We start from the raw sequence: 23,225 nt of genomic DNA, 5'->3' as shown, positions 1-23,225 counted from the left end.
CATAGCCAGCCTATGACTAAAAACTAACCGCGACAAAACTCGCTTAAAACAATGGCAGTTGCTGTGGCGACATTTAAACTCTCCGTTTTTTGAAGATTTCCAAAACGAGGAATTGTGAGTCGGCTGGTGACTGACTTTTCGAGTTCAATTGAAATTCCATTAGCTTCGTTCCCCATAATTATAACCCCTTGTTTTGGTAACTCCGATTTATAAATATTGGATCCATCCATAAAAGTGCCAAAAACGGGTAGTTTTGTCGTTGCCAAAAAAGTGTTCAAATCCATATAATTAACATTCACTCTGGCTATAGAACCCATTGTTGCCTGCACCACTTTTGGATTATAAACATCAACTGTTTCCTTAGAACACAGAATTTGCTGTATTCCAAACCAGTCACATAAGCGTAAAATAGTGCCTAAATTTCCGGGATCTCTGATTGAGTCAAGTGCCACAATTAGACCCGTTTCGATTATTTGTTTTTCAAGAGGCATTTTAAAGACGGCTAAACAGGAATTAGGCGTTGCCAATGCCGTGATTTTCTTCAAATCATTTTCTGATATAATAGTTTTCTTTTCTTTGAAAACTTCATCAAAATCATTTTGTGTGGTATACAAATGCTCCAATTCAAAATCAGAATCCAAAAGTTCCTGAATACCTTTTACACCTTCGGCAAAAAATAATTTATTGGCAATTCTATATTTTTTTTGCTGCAAACTCGTTATAAGCTTTATTTGGTTTTTACTAACCATAAAATAATGTACTTTTGAATTAAATATTTTAGAACACTTGAAAAAAATCTCCACAAAAATAACTGCATTTATTGTAATTGCAATACTAATTTGCGCATGTAACGCTGTAAAAAGAGTTCCAGACGGGAAACTACTGCTTACAAAAAATGAAATTACAATAAATGATAAAGTGATCAAGGATGAAAATGTGATTAATCAGCTGTATCAAAAACCTAACAGTACCTTGCTGGGCTACCGTTTGCGATTAAATCTTTACAATTTAGCAAACCTAAATCCTGATTCAACATACCAAGCCAAGTTTGCTAATAATCCGGAAAAATTCAAACGTAAATCAAAATGGTTGTCAGAAAAACAAGTGAACCGTCTTGGAAAATCTTTTTGGTACCACGGAATTCACGATTTTCTGAAAAGAACCGGTGAACCTCCGGTAATTATTGACAAAGAAAAAGCGGACAAATCATTATTACGACTGAAATATTATTACTTTAACAATGGATTTTTTAATGTAAATGCTACTTATAATGTAGATACATTGGCTATAAAAAAAGCTAAGATAAAATATGCCATAACTCCAGGAAATGCTTATTTTTTAGACTCTTTAAGAACGACAATATTAACACCTGCACTCGATTCATTATATCAAACAAATAAAACAACCACGTTCATCAAATCAGGGAATCAATACAAAACTGATGATTTTGAAAATGAAAAAAACCGGATTACCACACATTTCAGAAACAATGGAGTTTATTATTTTCAATCCAATTATGTTACTTTTGACATTGATACTATCAAAAAAGTGAATCAGGCAAATATCACCTTGATGATTAATAATTATTCCTATCAAGATGGCGATTCAACGCGAACCGAACCTTTCAAGATATATAAAATTAGTGACGTAAATATTTACACTGATTATTCTCCGAGTAACAACGCCTTAAATATCACAGACAGTACGACGTATAAAAATTTTAATCTTTATAGTCAGGAAAAATTAAAATACAAACCAAAAGCCATTACCAACGCTATTTTTATTACAAAAGGAGGCTTATATGCAGACAACAAAACCGTTTTGACGACCCGTTATTTGAATAATCTGAAAATTTTCAATTATCCGTCTATACAATATGAGGTCGACAAAAGAGACTCAACAGCTCAATCATTGATTGCCAAAGTATATTTAACACCAAGAAAAAAATATAGTTTTGGAACCACATTAGACGTCACACATTCAAATATTCAGGATTTTGGTATAGGACTGAGCGTTTCCGAAACAATTAGAAACGTGTTCAATGGCGCGGAAACACTTGAAATCGCAGCGCGTGGAAATATTGGTTCGTCAAAAGATTTAGCAAATCCCAAAAACAATTTTTTCAACGTTTCAGAATATGGATTGGATTTAAAACTAAACATTCCGCGAATTCTAATGCCGTTTAACACGGATAGAATTATTGCCAAAAGCATGATTCCATCCACGCTGATTACTGTAGGTTTTGCAAAACAAAGAAATATAGGGCTCGACAAAGAGAACTTCACGGGAGGGCTTTCCTACAATTGGACTCCAAAAATAAATCACACGGCTAAATTTGATCTTTTCAACACTCAGTTTGTTCGGAATTTAAATCCTAAAAATTATTTTAATGTTTACGGATCTTCTTACAATGCTTTAAATGAAATAAGCAAAGAGTACAATGCAAATCCTTCCTATTACAACAATGATATTGACAAAGACTTGCTTATTGAACAAGGGACAGCAGGTTTTACAAACGATGTCCTTACCGGTAATGCTAATTTTTTGAAACCTTTAGAAGCTGCTGATATCGAATCCGTAAAAAGTATTGAAGAGCGAAGACTGAGACTTACGGAAAATGATTTCATTTTAGCCACCAGTTTTACTTTTTCAAAAACAACAAAAAAAGATTTAACAGATAATAATTTCTATCTTTTCAGAACAAAAATAGAATCAGCAGGAACTATTTTGTCTGCTTTTGCAAAAACTTCAAATCAGAAAAAAAACAGCAATGGAAATTATGAAATATTTAATTTGGAATATTCTGAGTATATAAAAACCGAATTCGATTACATCAAACATTGGGATTTATCTAAGGAAAAAATCGTTGCATTCCGATCCTTTTTTGGAATTGCCATACCGTTTGGAAACTCAAATTACATTCCTTTTTCAAGAAGTTATTTTTCTGGTGGTTCCAATGATAACAGAGCCTGGCAACCTTATGGACTAGGCCCGGGAAGTAGCGGTGCATTGGACGATTTCAACGAAGCTAACATGAAAATTGCCATCAGTGCAGAATTTCGATTCAAACTTTTAGGAAATCTTAAAGGAGCTGTTTTTGCTGACGCCGGAAACATTTGGAATACATTGGATAATGTTGTGGATGAGAAATCAACATTTACAAGTTTGAGCGATTTAAAAGACATGGCTTTAGGTACGGGATTTGGAATTAGATATGACTTAAGTTTTTTCGTAATTCGTTTTGATTTAGGATTTAAAACCTACAATCCAGCCAATGAAACCAACAAAAGATGGTTTAGAGAATACAACTTTGCGAACTCAGTTTTAAATTTTGGAATAAATTATCCGTTCTAATGCTAATTAATTCTTATTTTTGCAAAACTAAAAACTAAAAAAAATAACTAAAAAAAGTACAATGGCACACAACATAAAACCAGGCGTAGCTACAGGAGATCAGGTTCAGGAAATTTTTAATTATGCTAAAGAAAAAGGATTTGCACTTCCAGCAGTAAATGTTACGGGATCAAATACTATCAATGGCGTTCTTGAAACAGCTGCAAAACTGAATGCTCCAGTAATTATTCAATTTTCAAATGGAGGAGCACAATTTAACGCTGGAAAAGGACTTTCGAATGCAGGTGAAAAAGCAGCAATCGCTGGTGGAATAGCTGGTGCACTACACATTCATACCTTGGCGGAAGCTTACGGAGCAACTGTAATTTTACATACTGACCATTGCGCAAAAAAATTATTGCCTTGGATTGATGGTTTGTTAGATGCTTCAGAAGCGCATTTTGCTAAAACCGGAAAACCTTTGTTTTCCTCTCACATGATTGATTTATCTGAAGAGCCAATCGAAGAAAATATCGAAATTTGCAAAGGCTATTTAGAAAGAATGAGCAAAATGGGAATGACACTTGAAATCGAACTTGGAATTACAGGTGGTGAAGAAGATGGTGTTGACAACTCAGATGTTGACAGTTCAAAATTATACACACAACCAGAAGAGGTTGCTTACGCATATGAAGAACTTTCTAAAGTAAGCCCAAGATTTACAATTGCAGCAGCTTTTGGAAACGTTCATGGAGTTTACAAACCAGGAAATGTAAAATTGACTCCAAAAATCTTAAAAAACTCTCAAGATTTTGTTCAAAATAAATTCAACACAGGACACAATCCGGTTGATTTCGTTTTCCACGGTGGATCAGGTTCTACATTAGAAGAAATCAGAGAAGGTATCAGCTACGGTGTTATAAAAATGAACATCGATACTGATTTACAATTTGCTTTCACAGAAGGTATTCGTGATTACATGGTAAAAAACATCGACTATTTGAAAACTCAAATTGGAAACCCAGAAGGTGCTGATGCTCCAAACAAAAAATATTACGACCCAAGAAAATGGTTGCGTGAAAGTGAAGTTACTTTCAACACAAGATTGGAACAAGCATTTGCTGACTTGAACAACGTGAATACATTATAATAAAAAAGTTTAAAGTTTCAGGTTTAAGGTTTCAAAACTTTAAACTTTAAACCTGAAACAACAAAAACAATAAATATGGCTTGGTTTAAAAGAAAAGAAAAAGGGATTACTACTGCTACCGAAGACAAAATGGATATTCCAAAAGGACTTTGGTACAAATCTCCAACTGGAAAAATTATTGATGCCGATGAACTAGCTCGTAACTTATTTGTAAGTCCTGAGGATGGTTTTCATGTTAGAATAGGAAGTGCTGAATATTTTCAAATCTTATTTGACAACAATGAGTTTGTTGAATTAGACAAGAATATGACTTCTAAAGATCCTTTGCATTTTGTGGACACAAAAAAGTATGCAGACCGTTTGAAAGACGTTATGGATAAAACTAAACTTAAGGATGCCGTGCGCACTGGAGTTGGAAAATCCAAAGGAAAAGACGTGGTTATTTGCTGTATGGATTTCGCCTTCATTGGTGGTTCTATGGGTGCAGTTGTAGGAGAAAAAATTGCAAGAGGAATTGATCACGCTATCAAAAACAGAATGCCTTTCATAATGATTTCTAAATCAGGTGGAGCACGAATGATGGAAGCGGCTTATTCTTTAATGCAATTAGCAAAAACATCTGTAAAACTCGCTCAACTTGCCGAAGCAAAACTTCCGTACATTTCATTGTGTACAGACCCAACAACCGGAGGAACAACTGCTTCTTACGCAATGCTGGGTGACATCAACATTTCTGAACCAGGCGCATTAATAGGATTTGCAGGACCAAGAGTTGTAAGAGACACGACAGGTAAAGATTTACCGGAAGGTTTTCAAACCGCAGAGTTTCTGCTTGAACATGGTTTCTTAGACTTTATTACACCAAGAAAAGAATTGAAAGACAAGATTAACTTGTATATCGATTTGATCCAAAATAACAGTATTAGATAAATGAATATCCCGAGCAATCGGGATATTTTTTTTTATAGATTAAACACAAACTAAAAGCAGCTTCCAAAAAATTTTGGAAGCTGCTTTTTTATATATCGTATATCTAAAATTATTAACACTAGAAGCAATTCAAATTCCAGTTAGATTTAGAATAGTACATCATTACATTCCTGTTCTAATTGCTTCAACAGGATCTAATTTAGACGCTGAAATGGCTGGAAGAATTCCTGAAATCACACCTACAACAATTGACAATCCGGAGCCAATTAAAATATTCCAAAAGCTCAAAACGAATTCAAAATCCAACACACTAGTTAAAAGCAGGGATAACAACCAAACTATCAGTAAACCAATAGCTCCACCAATAACACATAAAATAATAGCTTCAAATAGAAATTGAAAAAGGATAAATCTATTTTTGGCCCCTAATGACTTTTGAATCCCAATCAAATTAGTACGCTCTTTTACTGAAACAAACATGATATTAGCTACTCCAAATCCTCCAACTAAGAACGAAAAGACACTAATCAAAATTCCACCTCCACGCATGGCACTAATAATTCCATCTAATAAATCTGTAAATCCGGAAAGAACATTGATGAAAAAATTATCAATTTCATCTATTTTCATCCCGCGATAATTTCTTAGTTTCTGAGCAAGTTCCGCTTTAAAAGCATCCATATCAACTCCTTTGTCAGGCTTTACAAGGATTACCGGCGTCAACGCATCATTATTATCGCCGTACAACCTTCTTAAAAAATTCACCGGAATGAAAGCTGATGTATCATTACTATCCCCAAACATTCCTTCTCCTTGCTTTTTCAACATTCCAATAACTGTGAAACGCTGCCCGTAAAGACGAATGTTTTTTCCAATTGGTTCGCTTTCGCCAAAAAGACTTTTAGCAATATCAAAGCCGAGAACAATAACCGGAGCACCAGAATTAGATTCAGATTCATTATAAAACCTTCCTTTTTCAAACTCAAGACCTTGGATTTCTATGAATTCATGCGATACCGGAACGATATTCACATCACTTACGGATTCCGATTCGAATTTCAGGGATTCTCTACCCACAAAAAACTGATACGCCATCTGGTCTAAATCGTTCATAGAACTTTTCAGATACTCGTATTCATCGTATTTAACATCCGGAAATTGCTCTCTTTTCCATTGCGGAATTTCGGATGGACCAAAAGAAAAGCGCATCAAATAAATGGTATTTTTATCCAGACTACTCAAATCCTTTTTAATTTTTTTGTCCAAAGAATCTACAGCAGCCAGAACTGCAATAATCGAAAAAATACCTATCGTCACTCCTAACAAAGAAAGCAAGGTTCTTAATTTATTATTTCGCAACGCATTCATTGCAAACCCAAAACTCTCTTTTAATAATCGAAGATAAACTAACATACAATCTATTTGTTTAAGTAAAATTCTATAAATATTATTCAAAAACCTAATGAAAAATCATTTCGTTCCAGCGATGCGCCATTATTTTATGCTTCTTGTTGAAATAGCATTAAAAATTATAATTATCTCAATTTCAAATGGCTTAATTTTAACATTAAAAAACTATTTTTGCACTTTATAACTATAACTACATAATGAGCACAACTAAAACAATTCAATCTGCATTAATCTCCGTCTTTTCTAAAGAAGGATTGGAACCTATAGTAAGACAACTAAACAGTCAAAATGTTACACTTTATTCTACAGGTGGCACAGAGGATTTCATAAAAAACTTAGGAATCCCTGTAATACCCGTTGAAGATGTGACCTCTTACCCTTCTATTTTGGGTGGAAGAGTAAAAACATTACACCCAAAAGTTTTTGGCGGAATCCTAAATCGTCAAGATAATGAAAGTGATGTGCAGCAAATGATCGAGTTCAACATACCCCAAATTGATTTGGTAATTGTTGACTTATATCCTTTTGAAAAAACGGTAGCTTCAGGAGCAAGTGAAGCAGATATCATTGAAAAAATAGATATTGGTGGTATTTCATTAATTCGTGCTGCTGCAAAAAACTTCAAGGATACTGTAATCGTAGCTTCGGTTGATCAATACAGTTTACTTTTGGATTTAATTACAGAACAAAACGGTGCGACTACATTAGAAGACCGAAAATTACTAGCTACCAAAGCATTTCATGTTTCTTCTCATTATGACACTGCAATTTTTAATTATTTCAACACTGACGAAACCATTTACAAAGAAAGTATTGCAAATGGACAAGTTTTAAGATACGGCGAAAACCCACATCAAAAAGGATTTTTCTTTGGTGATTTTGATGCCATGTTCAACAAAGTTCACGGAAAAGAATTATCATATAACAATTTATTAGATGTAGATGCTGCCGTAAATTTGATTAATGAATTTAAGAATGATGGGCCTACATTTGCCATATTAAAACACAACAATGCCTGTGGTTTAGCTACAAGAGCTACAATTAATGAAGCGTACTTAGCAGCATTAGCTTGTGATCCAACTTCAGCTTTTGGAGGTGTTTTGATTTCCAATACTAAAATTGATGTAGCAACTGCTACTGAAATAAACAAATTGTTTTGCGAAGTTGTAATTGCTCCAGAATATGATGCTGAAGCCACCGCGATTTTACAAGAAAAGAAAAACCGAATTATATTAGTGCAAAATGAGGTTGCTTTGCCACAAAAACAAGTAAGAACGTGCTTAAACGGAATCTTAGTTCAGGAAAGAAACAACATCACTGACAATAAAGAAGCGTTAAGAACCGTTACTATAACTACACCTTCAGAACAAGAGATTCAAGATTTAATATTTGCTTCAAAAATTTGTAAAAATACAAAATCTAACACGATTGTTTTTGCAAAAAACGGTACACTTATTGCTTCTGGTACTGGACAAACATCAAGAGTTGATGCCTTGCTTCAAGCTATTGAAAAAGCTAAAAATTTTGGATTTGATTTGCACGGAGCATCAATGGCAAGTGACGCTTTTTTCCCTTTCCCAGATTGTGTGGAAATAGCTAAAAACGCAGGAATAACAGCGGTAATTCAACCTGGTGGATCTATTAAAGATGAATTGAGCATTAACTATTGTAATGAAAATAAAGTTGCAATGGTATTTACGGGAACGCGTCATTTTAAACATTAATTTGTTTAACTTTGCTCGTTTCAAATTTATAACATTTTAACCCTTAAAAAACTTATGGGATTTTTTGATTTCATGACCGAGGATATTGCGATAGACCTTGGTACCGCTAATACCTTAATCATACATAATGATAAAGTAGTAATTGACAGCCCTTCAATAGTTGCACGCGATAGAATATCGGGCAAAATCATTGCTGTAGGTAAAGAAGCCAGCATGATGCAGGGTAAAACACATGAAAACATTAAAACGATTAGACCTTTGAAGGATGGTGTAATTGCTGATTTTGATGCTTCCGAAAAAATGATAAGCTTATTTATAAAAAGCATTCCAGCATTAAAGAAAAGAATGTTTACTCCCGCACTAAGAATGGTGGTTTGTATTCCTTCTGGAATTACCGAAGTGGAAATGAGAGCGGTAAAAGAATCATGCGAAAGAGTTAATGGTAAAGAAGTTTATTTGATACACGAACCTATGGCTGCGGCAATAGGTATCGGAATTGACATCATGCAACCTAAAGGAAATATGATTGTTGATATTGGTGGTGGAACAACTGAAATCGCAGTAATTGCATTAGGTGGGATTGTATGTGACAAGTCAGTAAAAATTGCTGGTGATGTATTTACAAATGATATCGTGTATTATATGCGTACCCAACACAATCTTTTTGTTGGAGAAACGACCGCTGAAAAAATAAAAATTCAAATTGGTGCTGCTATTGAAGATTTAGAGACTCCTCCTGAAGACATGTCCGTTCAAGGTAGAGATTTATTAACGGGTAAACCAAAACAAGTTGAAGTTTCATACCGAGAAATTGCAAAAGCATTAGACAAATCAATACAACGTATTGAAGATGCAGTAATGGAAACTTTGTCTCAAACACCTCCAGAATTAGCTGCAGATATTTACAATACAGGTATTTATCTTGCTGGTGGAGGATCAATGTTAAGAGGTCTTGATAAAAGAATTTCTCAAAAAACAGATTTACCTGTTTACATAGCCGAGGATCCATTAAGAGCTGTTGTCAGAGGAACTGGTATGGCACTTAAAAATATCCCTAAATTTAAAAGTATATTAATAAAATAATAAAACTAGTAATTTTAGCAGCGACTGAAAATTTAAAAAAGTTGTGATAAAACAATAAAGTTGTAACTTAATTTGAAATAATAAAATACGAAATGCAGCAAATATTTAATTTTATGTATAAAAACAGTAATAGATTACTGTTTTTACTGCTTTTGGGTATTTCGTTATCGTTAACAATACAATCACATTCTTTCCATCGAAGTAAAATAATTAGTTCTGCAAACTTTTTAAGTGGCGGTGTTTATGAAAGAGTAAATAATCTAAATGAGTATTTGAATTTAAAAACTCAAAACGAAGCGCTTGCACTGGAAAATGCAAAACTTAAAAGTCTCTTATTTAGTAAAAAAGACACTACTGCGGTTAAAAAATTAGACAGCCTAAAAGGTGTGAAACCGGATGACATAGTTGTTTCTAAGGTAATACATAACTCCTATAATGTGTATGAAAATTATCTGACATTAAATTCAGGGGAAATAGACGGTATAAAACCTGACATGGGAGTCATAAACGATTTAGGTATCGTCGGAATTATTGAAAACACTTCTCCAAAATATTCTACGGTAATCAGTATTTTGAATAAAAGAACTCAAATTAATGCGAAAATTAAAAAGTCAAACCATTTTGGTTCATTGAACTGGAACGGCAAAAGCACGGGTTTTGTTCAATTGACAGATTTACCAAGATTAGCATTGATAAAGATAGGAGACACTATTGTCACAGGAGGGCAGTCAGTTATTTTTCCAGAAAACATCAACATTGGAACTATCGCAAAAATCTACAGAGACAAGCAAACAAATTTTTATACTTTAGACATTAAACTCTTTAACGACATGACTAATTTAGGACATGTGTACATCATAAAAAGGAAAGATCGTGAAGAAATCATTAATTTAGAAAAAAGAAAAAAAGATGAATAGCACCTTGTTCGTCAATATTTCCCGATTTATTCTGCTTTTGGCAATTCAGATTATCATATTCAATAATATGAATTTTTTGGGTTATATAAGCCCATTTCCATATATCTTATTTATTATCCTTTATCCGGTAAATGGTAACAAATCAGGCTTAGTAGCCGCTAGTTTCTTACTTGGAATCATCATGGATTTATTTAGTAATTCTGGAGGAACGCACGCTACAGCTTGTTTAGTTTTAGCCTATTTCAGACCTTCAATTTTTAAGTTTGCATTTGGTTTAAGTTATGAATATCAAACCATAAAACTGAATGATGTCCTAACACCCCAACGATTTTCTTTCATATTATTGTCGGTTGTAATTCACCACTTTACTTTATTTTTATTGGAGGCATTCCAATTGAGTTTCATATTAGACACTCTAATTACAACATTATTAAGTACACTATTCACAATCATTATTTGCATTATCATAATATATATTATTAAGCCAAACAAAAGATGAGAAAAGTCTTGTTGCCTTCCTTAATCATTCTTGCTACTTCTTTACTTGTAATGCGAATATTTTATTTGCAGGTTGTTGATGATACATTAAAGTTAAAATCTGAAAATAATGCCATTAAAAAAAAATACGAGTATCCTGAAAGAGGTTACATCTATGATCGAAAAGGAAAGTTATTAGTAGCCAATCAGGCATCTTATGACATTATGGTAGTACCAAGAGAAGTAAAAGAAACAGATACTTTAGAGTTTTGCCAATTATTGAATATCACTAAAGAAGATTTTATAAAAAAAATTGAAAAAGCTAAAGTTTATAGCCCCAGATTGCCCTCTGTTTTCTTGTCACAGTTAAACAAAAGTGAATTTGCTGCTTTTCAAGAAAAAATACGAAAATACGAAGGCTTTTATTTTCAGAAGCGCTCTCTTCGTGATTATGAAGTTGCATTTGGCGCTAATATTTTTGGATTTATCACTCAGGTCAATGAAAAATTAGTCGCCAAAAATCCATACTACAATAGTGGTGATTTGATTGGTCGACAAGGAGTCGAAGAGAGTTACGAAGATCTTTTGCGAGGCGTAAAAGGAGTGAAATATTTTCAGAAAGACAAATACAACCGTGAAATTGGTTCATATAAAGACGGAAAATATGACACTATCGCCGTTCAAGGAGAAGACATAAACCTTACTATCGATGCCGAACTCCAAAAATATGGAGAAGAATTAATGATTAATAAAAGAGGTGGAATTGTTGCTATTGAACCCAGAACCGGCGAAATATTAGCACTTGTGACTGCTCCTTCTTATGACCCTGGAATATTGGTAGGAAGACAACGATCTAAAAATTATACTGAATTATACCGGGACTCCATTGCAAAACCACTATATGATAGAGGATTACTAGCCGAATATCCTCCAGGTTCACCTTTCAAAATCTTAACAGGTCTTGTTGCACTGCAAGAAGGTGTAATTGATGAAAATACAACTGTATTTTGTAATCGCGGTTTCAGTTATGCCAGAGGACGTTTTATGGGATGTCACTGTCATGGTGGTGCGCTTCAATTGCACAGAGGGATATTTGAGTCTTGTAATTCTTATTTCGCAACGGCTTACATGCAAACAATTAATAAATATGCTAAACCAGCTCAAGCGGTTGATGTGTGGAGTAATCATGTTAAAAGTTTTGGTCTTGGACAATTTATGGGATATGATTTACCCACTGGTAAAAGAGGAAACATACCCGACTCAAAAACATACAAACGAATTTATCCTAACGGTGGGTGGAGAAGCACTACAATTGTTTCAAACTCTATAGGGCAAGGAGAAGTTTTGATGACTCCGATTCAGCTGGCTAACATGATGGCAACAGTTGCTAATGAAGGTTATTATTATACCCCTCACATCATCAAAAGAATCGAAGGCCATACGATAGATAAAAAATTCACCACCAAACATGTGACCACAATTGACAAAAGGCACTTTAAGCCTATGATCAGTGGCTTATTTGACGTATATAACTTAGGAACTGCGAGATCCCTAAAAGTGGAAGGAATTGACATATGTGGCAAGACCGGAACTGCTGAAAATTTCGCTAAAATTGGAGGAGTACGAGTAAAAATGGAAGATCACTCCATATTTGTAGCTTTTGCACCAAAAGACAATCCAAAAATTGCGATAGCTGTTATGGTAGAAAATGGAGGTTATGGAGCAACAATAGCAGGGCCAATTGCCAGTTTGATGATCGAAAAATACCTCAGACAGAAAATAACTAGACTAGATTTAGAAAAAAGAATACTTGCAACAAGTTTACAAGGGCGATATGCAAAATTAGGGGGCCTTTCGGAAGCAGTAAAATTACAATTAAGAATTAGTGATTCTCTTTTAAAAAAGAAAACCGTAATTCCAGTTTTGAAAGTAAAAATTGATTCCACCAAAGAAAATAAACAAGCTATTTAATTCCGATGAAAAACCAAAGTGTATCAAACAACATTGACTGGATCAGCATAATCATTTATGCTCTACTGGTTATTTTGGGATGGCTAAACATTTACTCCTCGTCTTTGTCTTCTATGGAAGATACTTATGAAAAGCAGCTGATATTCATCATACTAACCATTCCTTTAATTTTCATAGTACTCTCAGTGGATGGGAAATTTTACGAAAAATATGCAACTATCATTTTTGGGATTTCCCTATTATCATTGGCAGGTCTGTTTTTGTTTGGTAAAACAATAGCGGGTCAGCGTTGTTGGTATGCAATAGGAAGTTTTACCATTCAACCGTCTGAATTTGCAAAAGCAGCTACGGCCTTAGCTTTGGCAAAATATCTAAGCGACACGCAAATTAATCTAAAAGAGGTGACCCGTCAATGGCAGGCACTAGCAATAATTATACTACCTGTATTATTAATTTTACCACAGCCTGACCCGGGAAGTGCACTTATTTATAGTATATTTATAATAGTTTTGTATCGTGAAGGGCTTCCAGCTTGGTACGTTTGGACTGGTTTTGTAACCATTCTCCTGTTTGTATTAACATTGGTATTAGAACCACAATATGTCATCCTCATCGGCTTATTGGTTCTTTTGATAATACACTTCAAATCTAGATTAGCCGACAGGAATATCGTTTTGAGTAGTATTCTTTTCGTGCTACTTTCAGGATTTGTTTTGTCTGTAGACTATGTCTTTGACAATGTATTTAAACAACATCACCGAGACCGTTTCAATATCCTTTTAGGAAAAACTGTTGATATGAAAGGCATTGGATACAATACCAATCAATCCGAAATTGCGATTGGCTCTGGAGGTTGGTTAGGAAAAGGATTTCTGGAAGGAACACAAACCAAAGGTGGCTTTGTACCAGAACAACATACGGATTACATTTTTACTACTGTAGGCGAAGAATGGGGATTTGCTGGTTCGTTAGTGGTTATTGCGCTTTTTACTGGTTTGTTTCTTAGAATAATTTATTTAGCCGAAAGACAAAAAACAAAATTCAGCAGAGTGTACGGCTATTGTGTTGCGGGGATTTTATTCACACACTTCTTTGTAAATATCGCCATGGTTGTCGGGATTTTTCCAACAATTGGTGTTCCACTTCCCTTCTTTTCATACGGAGGATCTGGACTATGGGGTTTTACAATATTGCTATTTATATTTATAAAAATGGACGCGAATAAGGTGAATGAATGGTAGAAGTAATTAACCCTTGCTTAATCCTATAAAAATCTAAACATTCGCACACAATATCACTGTAAAACTTTTTTCACAACTAAACATGCTTATTCAAAAAGGCAGTAATCAGGTATACTTAAAAAAAAATTTCATTTCTTAGACATTACTTAAAGCTCCAGTTTTTGTAATCACTATTTTTTTCCAGTTGTTGCTCGACATTATCTTTTAATTTTGGAAAAAAGTCTATACCTGTCATCTTTTCAACAAGATCTACCGAAACAACAAAACTATATAAAGGTTTATTACTCTTTTCATTTGGGATTAAAAAAGCAATCATTTTAAAATCACCATTATAATAGTCTAACAATATCTTATAAAAAAAATTTGGAACTGAAACATTTTCTTTGCCAATTGTTTGTGAATCCTTGTTCAGCGCTCCTCCTGTAACGACATAAATCCCATCATATATACCTGCCCAATAGCGCACTTTTTGCTCCAACCTATTCCAAACTCCATTATTAAAATCATGCGTCTGTGGCGCTATATTTGAAGTAAGAAACGTATCATTATATGCTTCTTCTGAAAATTCCATATCACCTGCCGGGCACAAATGCCCTTTATCAAAACCAGACGTTTTATAATTTCTCCAGCTGGCTGAACCCGAACTAACTTTAGAGTCCTCAATAAAAAATGGTCTCCTAAAATTGCTATTCTTCAAAAATGATTTCTTCAATTCATAAGCAACCCATTCCGCTTGTTCAAACTCCTCATGATAGGACAAAGTATAATACTTGTGACTGACAACTTGATTTGTTGTAGAAGATGGCAAAAAATCAAATCCTTGTGCATTTTTAGGTAAATTAAATCGACCCTTATTTTCTTTCTTGTTGACAGAAATCGAATTGTTTATAAAAGTAGAATTTGACTTATCTACCTCCTGATTTTTTCTACAGGAAGAGCAAATACTAATTGTTAAAAATAAAACCAAAGAGGAATATAAAAATCTATTTTTCATAAACTTGAGATAATTGAATTAAACATTGCTAAAATAACGTCTTTTAATCCATAATAACAAGACAACCAAAGTATACTAAGCAACAAGAAAAGCATACATTACAACTTAAAACAATAAACGCCTCAAAAAAATTTGAAGCGTTTATTTAAATACGATTATTAATTTAAAAAGTAATTTACGATTTTGAAGCCAACTTATCCTTTTTTATTTTAACTGGCAAATTTTGCTTTGAAACGGATTTTGATTGTAAATCATCTAATACATTAAGAGCTTCTTCCACATAAATATCTTTTGATAATGCCTCATGCCATCTCTCTCTTTTTTCTTTCAAAGTAATATCTTTACTCATAGCGTCCGCTTCATAAGGTAACGAAGTAAATATCAACGAATTTTTATAATCTAGAATTGGTTTATATTTTTTCGCCTTCTCTTCAATTTCAGCTTGAGCCATTTTAAACTTATCAATGTTTAAACTGTAAACATTCTCTTCACTTCTGCTATCAATCCACTTCGCATTTTCCTCAATCAATTGAAATTGAGTATTTTTACTAATTCTACTTTTACTGTTAGTGATTGCCTGATTAAAGTTAGTATTGTTATTCCATACTTGATAATCCGCTTGGTCAATTTTATCCCAAGCCATAGCATTATCAACATCACGCTCTCCCATTTTTAAATAAGCATAACGGTCTGGCATAACAATATCACTCTGCACACCTTCTAATTGTGTAGACCCTCCGTTAATTCTATAAAATTTCTGAGTTGTTGTCTTTATTGCTCCTAAATCTCCAACAGAACTACTGCGTACAAAAGTGTTCAAATCATATACATTTTGTACCGTTCCTTTACCATAGGTTTGCTTACTTCCAATGATAATTCCTCTTTTATAATCTTGTATCGCTGCAGCCAAAATTTCGGAAGCTGAAGCTGAAAAATTATTTACCATAATGACCAACGGCCCGTCCCATTCAATTTTTGAATCTCTGTCGTACAGGACTTCCTTCTTTTTGCCTGCGGATTTTATCTGAACAATTGGCCCTTGTTCAATAAACAAACCTGCAATATCAACAACAGTCGATAGAGATCCACCACCATCATCACGAACATCAAGAACAATTCCGTTCACTCCTGCTTTTTTCAATCGGTCTACTTCTAAAGCGATATCTTTTCCGGCATCTCTACCATTTGCATTTTCAAAATCAATATAGAATTTTGGCAAATAAATTACACCATATTTCAATCCGTTTCTATCTACAATACTGGACTTTGCATAGGTTTCTTCTATTTCTACAATGTCTCTGATAATAGAAATTATCTTAATGGTTCCGTCTACTTTTTTAACGGTAAGACGAACTTCTGAACCTTTAGGCCCTTTGATCTTCTTAACAACATCATCAAGACGCATCCCAACTATATCTACTGCCTCACTATTACCTTGGGCCACTTTCATGATTAAATCTCCAGCTTCCAGTTGTTTTCCTCTCCATGCCGGACCACCAGAGATTAGCTCTGAAATCTCAGTCAAATCGTTTTTCTTTTGTAAACGCGCACCTATTCCCTCTAATTTACCGCTAATACTTACATCAAAACGTTCTTTTTCCTCTGGAGCAAAATAGTTTGTGTGCGGATCAAAACGTGCCGTTATAGAATTTATATAAACAGAAAACCAATCATTCCTGTCCAAATCTTTTATAAATCCAAAATACTCATCCAAAGATTTTCGTGAGCTTTCTCTAGTTTCCTTTTCTAAAATATCAAAAGATTTGACAACATAATTAGCTTCATTTTTCTTCTTATCTTCTTCTAATTTTTGTTTATCTATCAATGAAGACAAAGCAGACAATTTGATTTGTTTACGCCATTTGTCATTTAATTCCGTAACATTTTTTGGATAAGGAGATTTCTCATAGTCAATATTGAAACTTTCATCTGTATTAAAATCAAAAGGTTTGCTTAAAACATCCTTGTAAATCTTAGTGCTTTCATCCATTCTTTTCATTAAACGCTCATATGTTAAATTGAAAAAAGACAAATCTTTATTCAATAACTGGTCGTCCAATTGCAGCTCAAATTTTGAAAATTCATCAATATCCGATTGCAAAAAAAATCGTTTTGAAGGATCCAAAGCTTCTATGTAATCTTTGTAAATACCTTTCGAAAAAGTATCATCGATTGGTGCTGGACTGTAATGCCCTTTTTCAATAACAAAAGTTAACAACTCCAAAAGTAACTTGTCTTTTTCCGGATCATTTGCTTTCGATGCATTCATCTTAAATGCAAATAATGTCACCGAAATACATACGACAACAACTATAATTTTATAATTTCTTTTCATAAAGTTAAGAATAGTATTCATGAATTTTTATTCTAAGTTATGGTAAAAACTATGCCAACAGCAGCAGAGACCCCATAAATTTTTGTTAAAGATATAAAAAATGTTTTTCTATCATATCCTAAATGAATCAAGATAACATATTTTTATCTTTTGTTTACTAATTCCCATTCTGTGTCATTACATTTGCCATCAAAATCATAAAACTAACCTTTTTTTGCCATATTACTAATGAAAAAAAATAGACCTTTAATTTTAATAACGAATGATGACGGTGTTTCAGCGCCTGGAATTCGAGCATTAATATCTGTAATGGCTGAACTGGGAGAAATCGTAGTGGTCGCACCAGACACTCCACAAAGCGCAATGGGCCATGCTATTACTATAAACAGCACTTTATACCTCAATAAAATTTCAAAAGACAACGATCCTTTTCTGGAATATAGTTGTTCCGGAACACCCGTCGATTGCGTAAAACTAGCCGTTAACGAAATTTTAAAACGAAAACCTGACTTGTGTGTTTCCGGTGTGAATCACGGTTCAAATTCTTCCATAAATGTGATTTATTCTGGAACAATGAGCGCGGCTGTCGAAGCAGGAATAGAAGGAATTCCAGCTATTGGTTTCTCATTATTGGATTACGATTGGAATGCTGATTTCGACACAATAAAATCTTTTATACGCAAAATTTCGGTAGAAGTTCTTGAAAACGGACTTCCGGAAGGCGTAGTTTTGAATGTCAATTTTCCAAAATTAAAAGAAGAAGATATCAAAGGGATTCGGATTTGTCGTCAAGCGAAAGCAATCTGGGTAGAGAAATTTGATAAACGAAAAACGCCGCAGGGAAGAGACTATTACTGGCTTGCGGGAGAATTTGTAAACCAAGACAAAGGAGAAGATACAGATGAATGGGCTTTAGAAAATGGGTTTATATCCGTAGTTCCTGTTCAATTTGACTTGACCGCACACCACGCCATACAACAACTTAATACCTGGAAATGGAATGAATAAAAAAGACTTATTGCTCGGATTTTTAATAGGGATTGCAGCTACGCTGCTTGGGTCATATATTTTTATAACCTTTTTTACAGAGTTCAAATTTATCGCCGGAATTCAAATCATGAAATCTCAAGGTAATTTAGGCAAACTAATCACACTAGGATCTATTCTGACATTAATAGCATTTGGAATTTTACTTAAAATGAATAAAGAAATGATGGCTCGCGGTGTTGTCTTGGCAGTCATTGCGTTGGCGATTCTTACTTTATTTATTTAAGTTTATCTTTGCAGAAGAATAAAATGATTGCAGCGAAAATGATTTTATCCCTTTGATTGTAAAAATTCCAAATCGAAAAAACATGAAATATTATATAATTGCAGGAGAAGCTTCTGGTGATTTGCATGGTTCTAATTTAATGAAAGAGCTGTATAAAAAAGATCCAACTGCTGACATCCGATTTTGGGGTGGTGATCTAATGAAAAATGTTGGCGGAACTTTAGTAAAACACTATCGTGAACTAGCATTCATGGGATTTATCGAAGTGATTTTTAATTTAAAAACCATTCTGAACAACATCAAAATCTGTAAAAAAGACATTCTTGAATTTCAGCCTGATGTACTTATCTTCATTGATTATCCTGGTTTTAATTTGCGTATTGCCAAATGGGCGAAAGCATTGGGAATGAAAACCCATTACTACATTTCCCCGCAAATCTGGGCTTGGAAAGAAAGTAGAATAACAGATATCAAGCGCGATATTGATAAAATGTATGTGATTTTGCCTTTCGAAAAAAAGTTTTATGAGGAGAAACATCATTTTCCAGTAGAATTTGTTGGTCATCCACTGATTGATGCTATTCATAACCAACCAGCAGTTGATCCGGTTCTTTTCAGAAAAGAAAACCAATTAAACGACAAACCAATTATCGCTATTTTACCGGGTAGCAGAAAACAGGAAATTACAAAAATGTTAGCCGTAATGCTAAGCGTTGTCAAAGATTTTCCAGACTATCAATTTGTAATTGCGGGTGCTCCAAGTCAGGAATTTTCTTTTTATCAAAATTTTATCACTCAGGAAAACATAAAATTCATTTCTAATAAAACCTATGATTTATTACGAAATGCCACTGCAGCGCTAGTCACATCCGGAACTGCAACACTGGAAACCGCATTATTCAAAGTTCCTGAAGTTGTTTGTTATAAAGGCAGTTGGGCTTCCTACCAAATCGCAAAACGAATTATCACGCTGAAATACATTTCATTAGTAAATTTGATTATGGATGAAGAAGTGGTAACCGAGTTAATTCAAGAAGAATGCAACACAAAACGCATTCGGGAAGAACTCGAAAAAATATTAAAAACGGACCATCGCAATACGCTTTTAGAAAAATATGCGTTATTAGAAGAGCATTTGGGCGGAATTGGAGCTAGTGAGAAAACGGCTGCATTGATTGTAAATGACTTAAAATAATCTACAGTTTATTTCCGAACTTTAATATCAACTTAAAAAAACTCTTTTGAAACGTTTTGTATTCCTCTTATTCCTTGTAATCTTTTTTACGGCTTGTAAATCGACATCACCCATTGTAACTTCGAAAAAAGGAGCACCAAAAGAGAAATTATCTCGATCCGAAAAGAGAAAAACAAACCAATTAGCAGAACAATTAATTGAGGCAGCTGCTGATAATTTGGGCATAAAATATAAATATGCAGGAACAACTAAAGCGGGTTATGATTGTTCAGGATTAATGTACAGTATCTTTAATGCAGAAAACATTACTCTTCCGCGCAACTCATTACAACAATCAAAAATAGGGGTTGTTTTAAATCCAAAAAAAGATCAAGCTCAAAAAGGCGACTTAATATTTTTTAAAACTAACAAAAACAGAGAAATAAATCATGTTGGAATTGTGATTGAAGCGTCCGATGAAGAAATAAAATTCATTCATTCCTCCACCTCAAAAGGAGTAATTATTTCCTCTACTAAAGAACCTTATTACCAAAAAACCTTTGTTCAGATTAATCGTGTACTTTAATTAATAGACATTTAGCTAAAATTTATTTGTTTTTTAATTATAAAAATAAATACGTTTCTTACTAAAAATGTGTACTTTAGAACTATGAAAGTACTACATTTCCCACTGGCAAGAATAACAATCGGGTTTATATTAGGTATACTTTTTGCTTTTTACCTGCAACCTTCTATTTCGGCTGTTTTTATTGCACTTATCTCTTCTCTCAGTATTTTTATTTTGTTTTATTTTTTATCCAAAAGCAGAAGGAAACTCTCCCTTTATTTTGGTGTCGGAACTTATTTCTTGTCTTTTATCATCGGCGTTTCAACCCAAATTACACATACCGATTATTTCCAAAAAAGCAATTACATTCACAATACGAGTATTTTTGAACAACCTCATTTCATTTCTTTAACGATTCGCGAAAAAATGAAAAGTTCTCCGTTTAGCGATCGCTACCTCGCCATTGTGAATCATATCGATCAGAAAGAACAAACCGGCAGAATCATATTGAACATTCAAAACGACAGTTTACATCATGCTCTTCAAGTTGGAAATTCGTTATTAATAAAAGGCACTTTAACAAAAAACAAACCACCCAATAATCCCAATCAATTTGATTACAGCAAATACTTGGAAAACAAACAAATCTATGCGCAACTGTATGCTGATGTTGACGAAATCAAAATTGGAAGTAAAATAGAGAAAGACATTTGGTATTATTCATCCAAATTACGGACAAGGATTATTCGGAATTTAGAAAAAAACAACTTCAACAAAACAGAATTAAACGTTGCCATTGCTTTAATAATGGGACAACAACAAGATATTTCACCTGATATTATTCGGGATTATCAATACGCAGGAGCGGTTCATATTTTATCCGTTTCCGGATTACACATTGGTTTTATATTACTTTTTGTAACCTTTATTCTAAAACCAATCCCAAACACAAAACGAGGTTCATTTATTAAGTTAATCACAATCCTTATCTCTTTATCCATGTTCGGGATAATTGCGGGTTTAGCGCCTTCGGTAGTGCGTTCCGTGACGATGTTTTCCTTTGTCGCCATTGGAAATCATCTACGCAGAAGTGTCAATATTTACCACACACTGTTAGTTTCTGTTTTGTTGATTTTACTTTTTGAACCTTCTTTCCTATTTGATGTTGGTTTTCAATTAAGCTACATCGCATTGTTTTTCATCATTTGGCTGCAGCCCCTTTTATCCTCCATTTGGAAACCGAAATACAAAGTTTCAAAATATATTTGGGATATTCTGACAGTTTCCTTTGCCGCCCAAATAGGCACTTTACCACTGAGCATTTACTATTTCCATCAGTTTCCGGGTTTGTTTTTTATTACTAATCTGATTATAATTCCTCTTCTTAGCATCATCATAATTTTAGGCGTTTTGGTCATGCTTTTGGCTGCGTTCAATATGATTCCAATATTCCTGTCACAACTATTGGAATGGAGTATTTATTATTTAAACAAAATCATCAATGCAATTGCCTCATTAGAAAAGTTCATTATTCAGGATATTCCACTTCATTTTTACCTGTTGATTAGCAGTTATTTTCTACTGTTTACGATAATCATTTGGTTCAAAAAACCAAGCTTTAATAGATTATCTGTAATTTTAATATCCATCATTATTTTACAATTATCTTATTTTAGAATACAGTATAAAATTCTAAACGAAGAGGAATTAATAGTTTTCAACAGCAGAAAAAACACCTTGATTGCGGAAAGAAAAGGAGAAAACATTTTAATTTATGCCAATGACAGCTTTTTGAAAACCGCTCAAAAAAACAGTCTTTTAAAATCCTATCGCATTGGAAACTTAAGCACTTTACAACGAAAAAGGAAACTTCAAAATTTCATCTTCTTTAATGGAAAAAAGATTTTTGTTTTAGACAGCTCCGGAATTTATCCAAAAAATATACAACCTGATATAATCGTATTGACACAGTCCGCTAAAATAAATTTAGACCGTTTGTTCCAAATAATAAAACCCGAATTAGTTGTAGCTGATGCATCCAACTTTAAAAACATACAAAAACTATGGAAAGCCAGTTGTAAAAAACAGAAAATCCCTTTTCACGCAACTAGTGAAAAGGGATTTTATAAATTGAATTAAGAAATTTTATTTTTTCAGAAAACCATTTGCCACAGCTAACCAAGCTGATGGACCACCGGCAACATAACCGGTACTTCCAATGCCTTCAAAATTGACTTTGCCCTCTTTTGTGCTAGCATTTGCTAATATAATGGTTGGAAATCCTTGAATTCCAAAAGCCATTTGCAATTCATTATTTTGTTTTTTAATTTCCTCCGTCTGTGGCGCTTTCCTTGGATAATCCAATTCTACTAAAACTACATTCTCCTTGGCCCAAGCCGCAAATTCAGGAGTTTTCAAAACTTCTTTTTGCAAACGGATACACCATCCGCACCAATCGCTTCCCGTGAAAAACAGTAATAGTGGTTTCTTGGTTTCAGTGGAAATTGCCATTGCCTTAGTCACATTGGTTTCCCAAACTAATTCTTGTGCTTCGGCGGCAAATGAGCCAGCAAACAATAACAAAGCAACTATAATTTTCTTCATATTTATAATTTTATTGATTCAAAATCAAAAATGATGCCTAA

General features: G+C 33.7%; 19 protein-coding genes. 14 read left to right on the top strand and 5 right to left on the bottom strand.

Annotation, left to right across the window (positions count from 1 at the left end; genetic code table 11):
- Positions 1 to 23 precede the first annotated feature (23 nt).
- Positions 24 to 749 carry an RNA methyltransferase gene (locus G7A72_RS10980; RefSeq protein ID WP_165152499.1) on the bottom strand — a complete coding sequence of 242 codons (726 nt, stop codon included), beginning with the start codon at positions 747 to 749 and terminating at the stop codon, positions 24 to 26.
- A gap of 37 nt (positions 750 to 786) precedes the next feature.
- On the opposite strand from G7A72_RS10980, the gene G7A72_RS10975 reads away from it, so the two are divergent.
- The 3 genes from G7A72_RS10975 to accD all read left to right on the top strand — a co-directional run bounded on the left by G7A72_RS10975 (position 787) and on the right by accD (position 5,413).
- Positions 787 to 3,354 (top strand): BamA/TamA family outer membrane protein, encoded by a 2,568-nt coding sequence (locus G7A72_RS10975; RefSeq protein WP_165152498.1) that lies wholly within the window; start codon positions 787 to 789, stop codon positions 3,352 to 3,354.
- A gap of 61 nt (positions 3,355 to 3,415) precedes the next feature.
- Positions 3,416 to 4,483, top strand: coding sequence for a class II fructose-bisphosphate aldolase (fbaA, locus tag G7A72_RS10970; RefSeq protein ID WP_165152497.1), 1,068 nt, complete (start codon positions 3,416 to 3,418; stop codon positions 4,481 to 4,483).
- Between the two features lie 75 nt (positions 4,484 to 4,558).
- Entirely contained in the window at positions 4,559 to 5,413 is an 855-nt protein-coding gene (accD, locus tag G7A72_RS10965) for an acetyl-CoA carboxylase, carboxyltransferase subunit beta (protein WP_165152496.1), read from the top strand.
- Between the two features lie 162 nt (positions 5,414 to 5,575).
- Here the strand turns inward: accD and G7A72_RS10960 are convergent, their stop codons facing one another.
- A complete protein-coding gene (locus G7A72_RS10960; RefSeq protein WP_113664400.1) occupies positions 5,576 to 6,826 on the bottom strand; it encodes an ABC transporter permease in 1,251 nt (416 codons plus the stop codon).
- Between the two features lie 194 nt (positions 6,827 to 7,020).
- On the opposite strand from G7A72_RS10960, the gene purH reads away from it, so the two are divergent.
- The 6 genes from purH to rodA all read left to right on the top strand — a co-directional run bounded on the left by purH (position 7,021) and on the right by rodA (position 14,236).
- Positions 7,021 to 8,547 (top strand): bifunctional phosphoribosylaminoimidazolecarboxamide formyltransferase/IMP cyclohydrolase, encoded by a 1,527-nt coding sequence (gene purH / locus G7A72_RS10955; RefSeq protein WP_165152495.1) that lies wholly within the window; start codon positions 7,021 to 7,023, stop codon positions 8,545 to 8,547.
- A 54-nt stretch (positions 8,548 to 8,601) separates the two neighbouring features.
- A complete protein-coding gene (locus G7A72_RS10950; RefSeq protein ID WP_113664402.1) occupies positions 8,602 to 9,630 on the top strand; it encodes a rod shape-determining protein in 1,029 nt (342 codons plus the stop codon).
- A gap of 92 nt (positions 9,631 to 9,722) precedes the next feature.
- Positions 9,723 to 10,547: a rod shape-determining protein MreC gene (gene mreC, locus G7A72_RS10945; RefSeq protein WP_165152494.1), complete on the top strand. Its 825-nt coding sequence runs from the start codon at positions 9,723 to 9,725 to the stop codon at positions 10,545 to 10,547.
- Positions 10,540 to 11,046, top strand: a complete 507-nt coding sequence (locus G7A72_RS10940; RefSeq protein ID WP_113664404.1) for a rod shape-determining protein MreD — start codon at positions 10,540 to 10,542, stop codon at positions 11,044 to 11,046. Before mreC ends, G7A72_RS10940 begins: the two co-directional genes overlap by 8 nt.
- Positions 11,043 to 12,995, top strand: a complete 1,953-nt coding sequence (mrdA, locus tag G7A72_RS10935; RefSeq protein ID WP_165152493.1) for a penicillin-binding protein 2 — start codon at positions 11,043 to 11,045, stop codon at positions 12,993 to 12,995. The genes G7A72_RS10940 and mrdA overlap by 4 nt, the downstream gene beginning before the upstream one ends.
- 5 nt (positions 12,996 to 13,000) lie before the next feature.
- Complete coding sequence (gene rodA / locus G7A72_RS10930; RefSeq protein WP_165152492.1) at positions 13,001 to 14,236, top strand: rod shape-determining protein RodA; 1,236 nt, start codon at positions 13,001 to 13,003, stop codon at positions 14,234 to 14,236.
- A 142-nt stretch (positions 14,237 to 14,378) separates the two neighbouring features.
- Here rodA and G7A72_RS10925 read toward each other — a convergent pair whose 3' ends face one another.
- Both G7A72_RS10925 and G7A72_RS10920 read right to left on the bottom strand, forming a co-directional pair.
- Complete coding sequence (locus tag G7A72_RS10925) at positions 14,379 to 15,230, bottom strand: DNA/RNA non-specific endonuclease (RefSeq protein ID WP_165152491.1); 852 nt, start codon at positions 15,228 to 15,230, stop codon at positions 14,379 to 14,381.
- Between the two features lie 175 nt (positions 15,231 to 15,405).
- Positions 15,406 to 17,586 carry a carboxy terminal-processing peptidase gene (locus G7A72_RS10920; protein WP_165152490.1) on the bottom strand — a complete coding sequence of 727 codons (2,181 nt, stop codon included), beginning with the start codon at positions 17,584 to 17,586 and terminating at the stop codon, positions 15,406 to 15,408.
- A 207-nt stretch (positions 17,587 to 17,793) separates the two neighbouring features.
- Here G7A72_RS10920 and surE point away from each other — a divergent pair, with 207 nt between their 5' ends.
- The 5 genes from surE to G7A72_RS10895 all read left to right on the top strand — a co-directional run bounded on the left by surE (position 17,794) and on the right by G7A72_RS10895 (position 22,719).
- Entirely contained in the window at positions 17,794 to 18,573 is a 780-nt protein-coding gene (gene surE, locus G7A72_RS10915; protein WP_165152489.1) for a 5'/3'-nucleotidase SurE, read from the top strand.
- Positions 18,566 to 18,838: a hypothetical protein gene (locus tag G7A72_RS10910; protein ID WP_165152488.1), complete on the top strand. Its 273-nt coding sequence runs from the start codon at positions 18,566 to 18,568 to the stop codon at positions 18,836 to 18,838. The genes surE and G7A72_RS10910 overlap by 8 nt, the downstream gene beginning before the upstream one ends.
- Positions 18,839 to 18,920: 82 nt before the next feature.
- Complete coding sequence (lpxB, locus tag G7A72_RS10905) at positions 18,921 to 20,033, top strand: lipid-A-disaccharide synthase (protein WP_165152487.1); 1,113 nt, start codon at positions 18,921 to 18,923, stop codon at positions 20,031 to 20,033.
- Between the two features lie 46 nt (positions 20,034 to 20,079).
- Positions 20,080 to 20,598 (top strand): C40 family peptidase, encoded by a 519-nt coding sequence (locus tag G7A72_RS10900; protein ID WP_113664411.1) that lies wholly within the window; start codon positions 20,080 to 20,082, stop codon positions 20,596 to 20,598.
- Positions 20,599 to 20,682: 84 nt separating this feature from the next.
- Positions 20,683 to 22,719, top strand: a complete 2,037-nt coding sequence (locus G7A72_RS10895; protein ID WP_165152486.1) for a ComEC/Rec2 family competence protein — start codon at positions 20,683 to 20,685, stop codon at positions 22,717 to 22,719.
- Positions 22,720 to 22,725: 6 nt separating this feature from the next.
- Here G7A72_RS10895 and G7A72_RS10890 read toward each other — a convergent pair whose 3' ends face one another.
- On the bottom strand, positions 22,726 to 23,184 hold the full coding sequence (locus tag G7A72_RS10890; protein ID WP_113664413.1) for a thioredoxin family protein: 459 nt from the start codon (positions 23,182 to 23,184) through the stop codon (positions 22,726 to 22,728).
- Between the last annotated feature and the right edge of the window lie 41 nt (positions 23,185 to 23,225).

The sequence above is a fragment of the Flavobacterium sp. Sr18 genome (assembly GCF_011064265.1).
GTDB classification, from domain to species: Bacteria; Bacteroidota; Bacteroidia; order Flavobacteriales; family Flavobacteriaceae; genus Flavobacterium; species Flavobacterium petrolei.
This window is presented reverse-complemented; position numbering and strand designations above follow the sequence as displayed.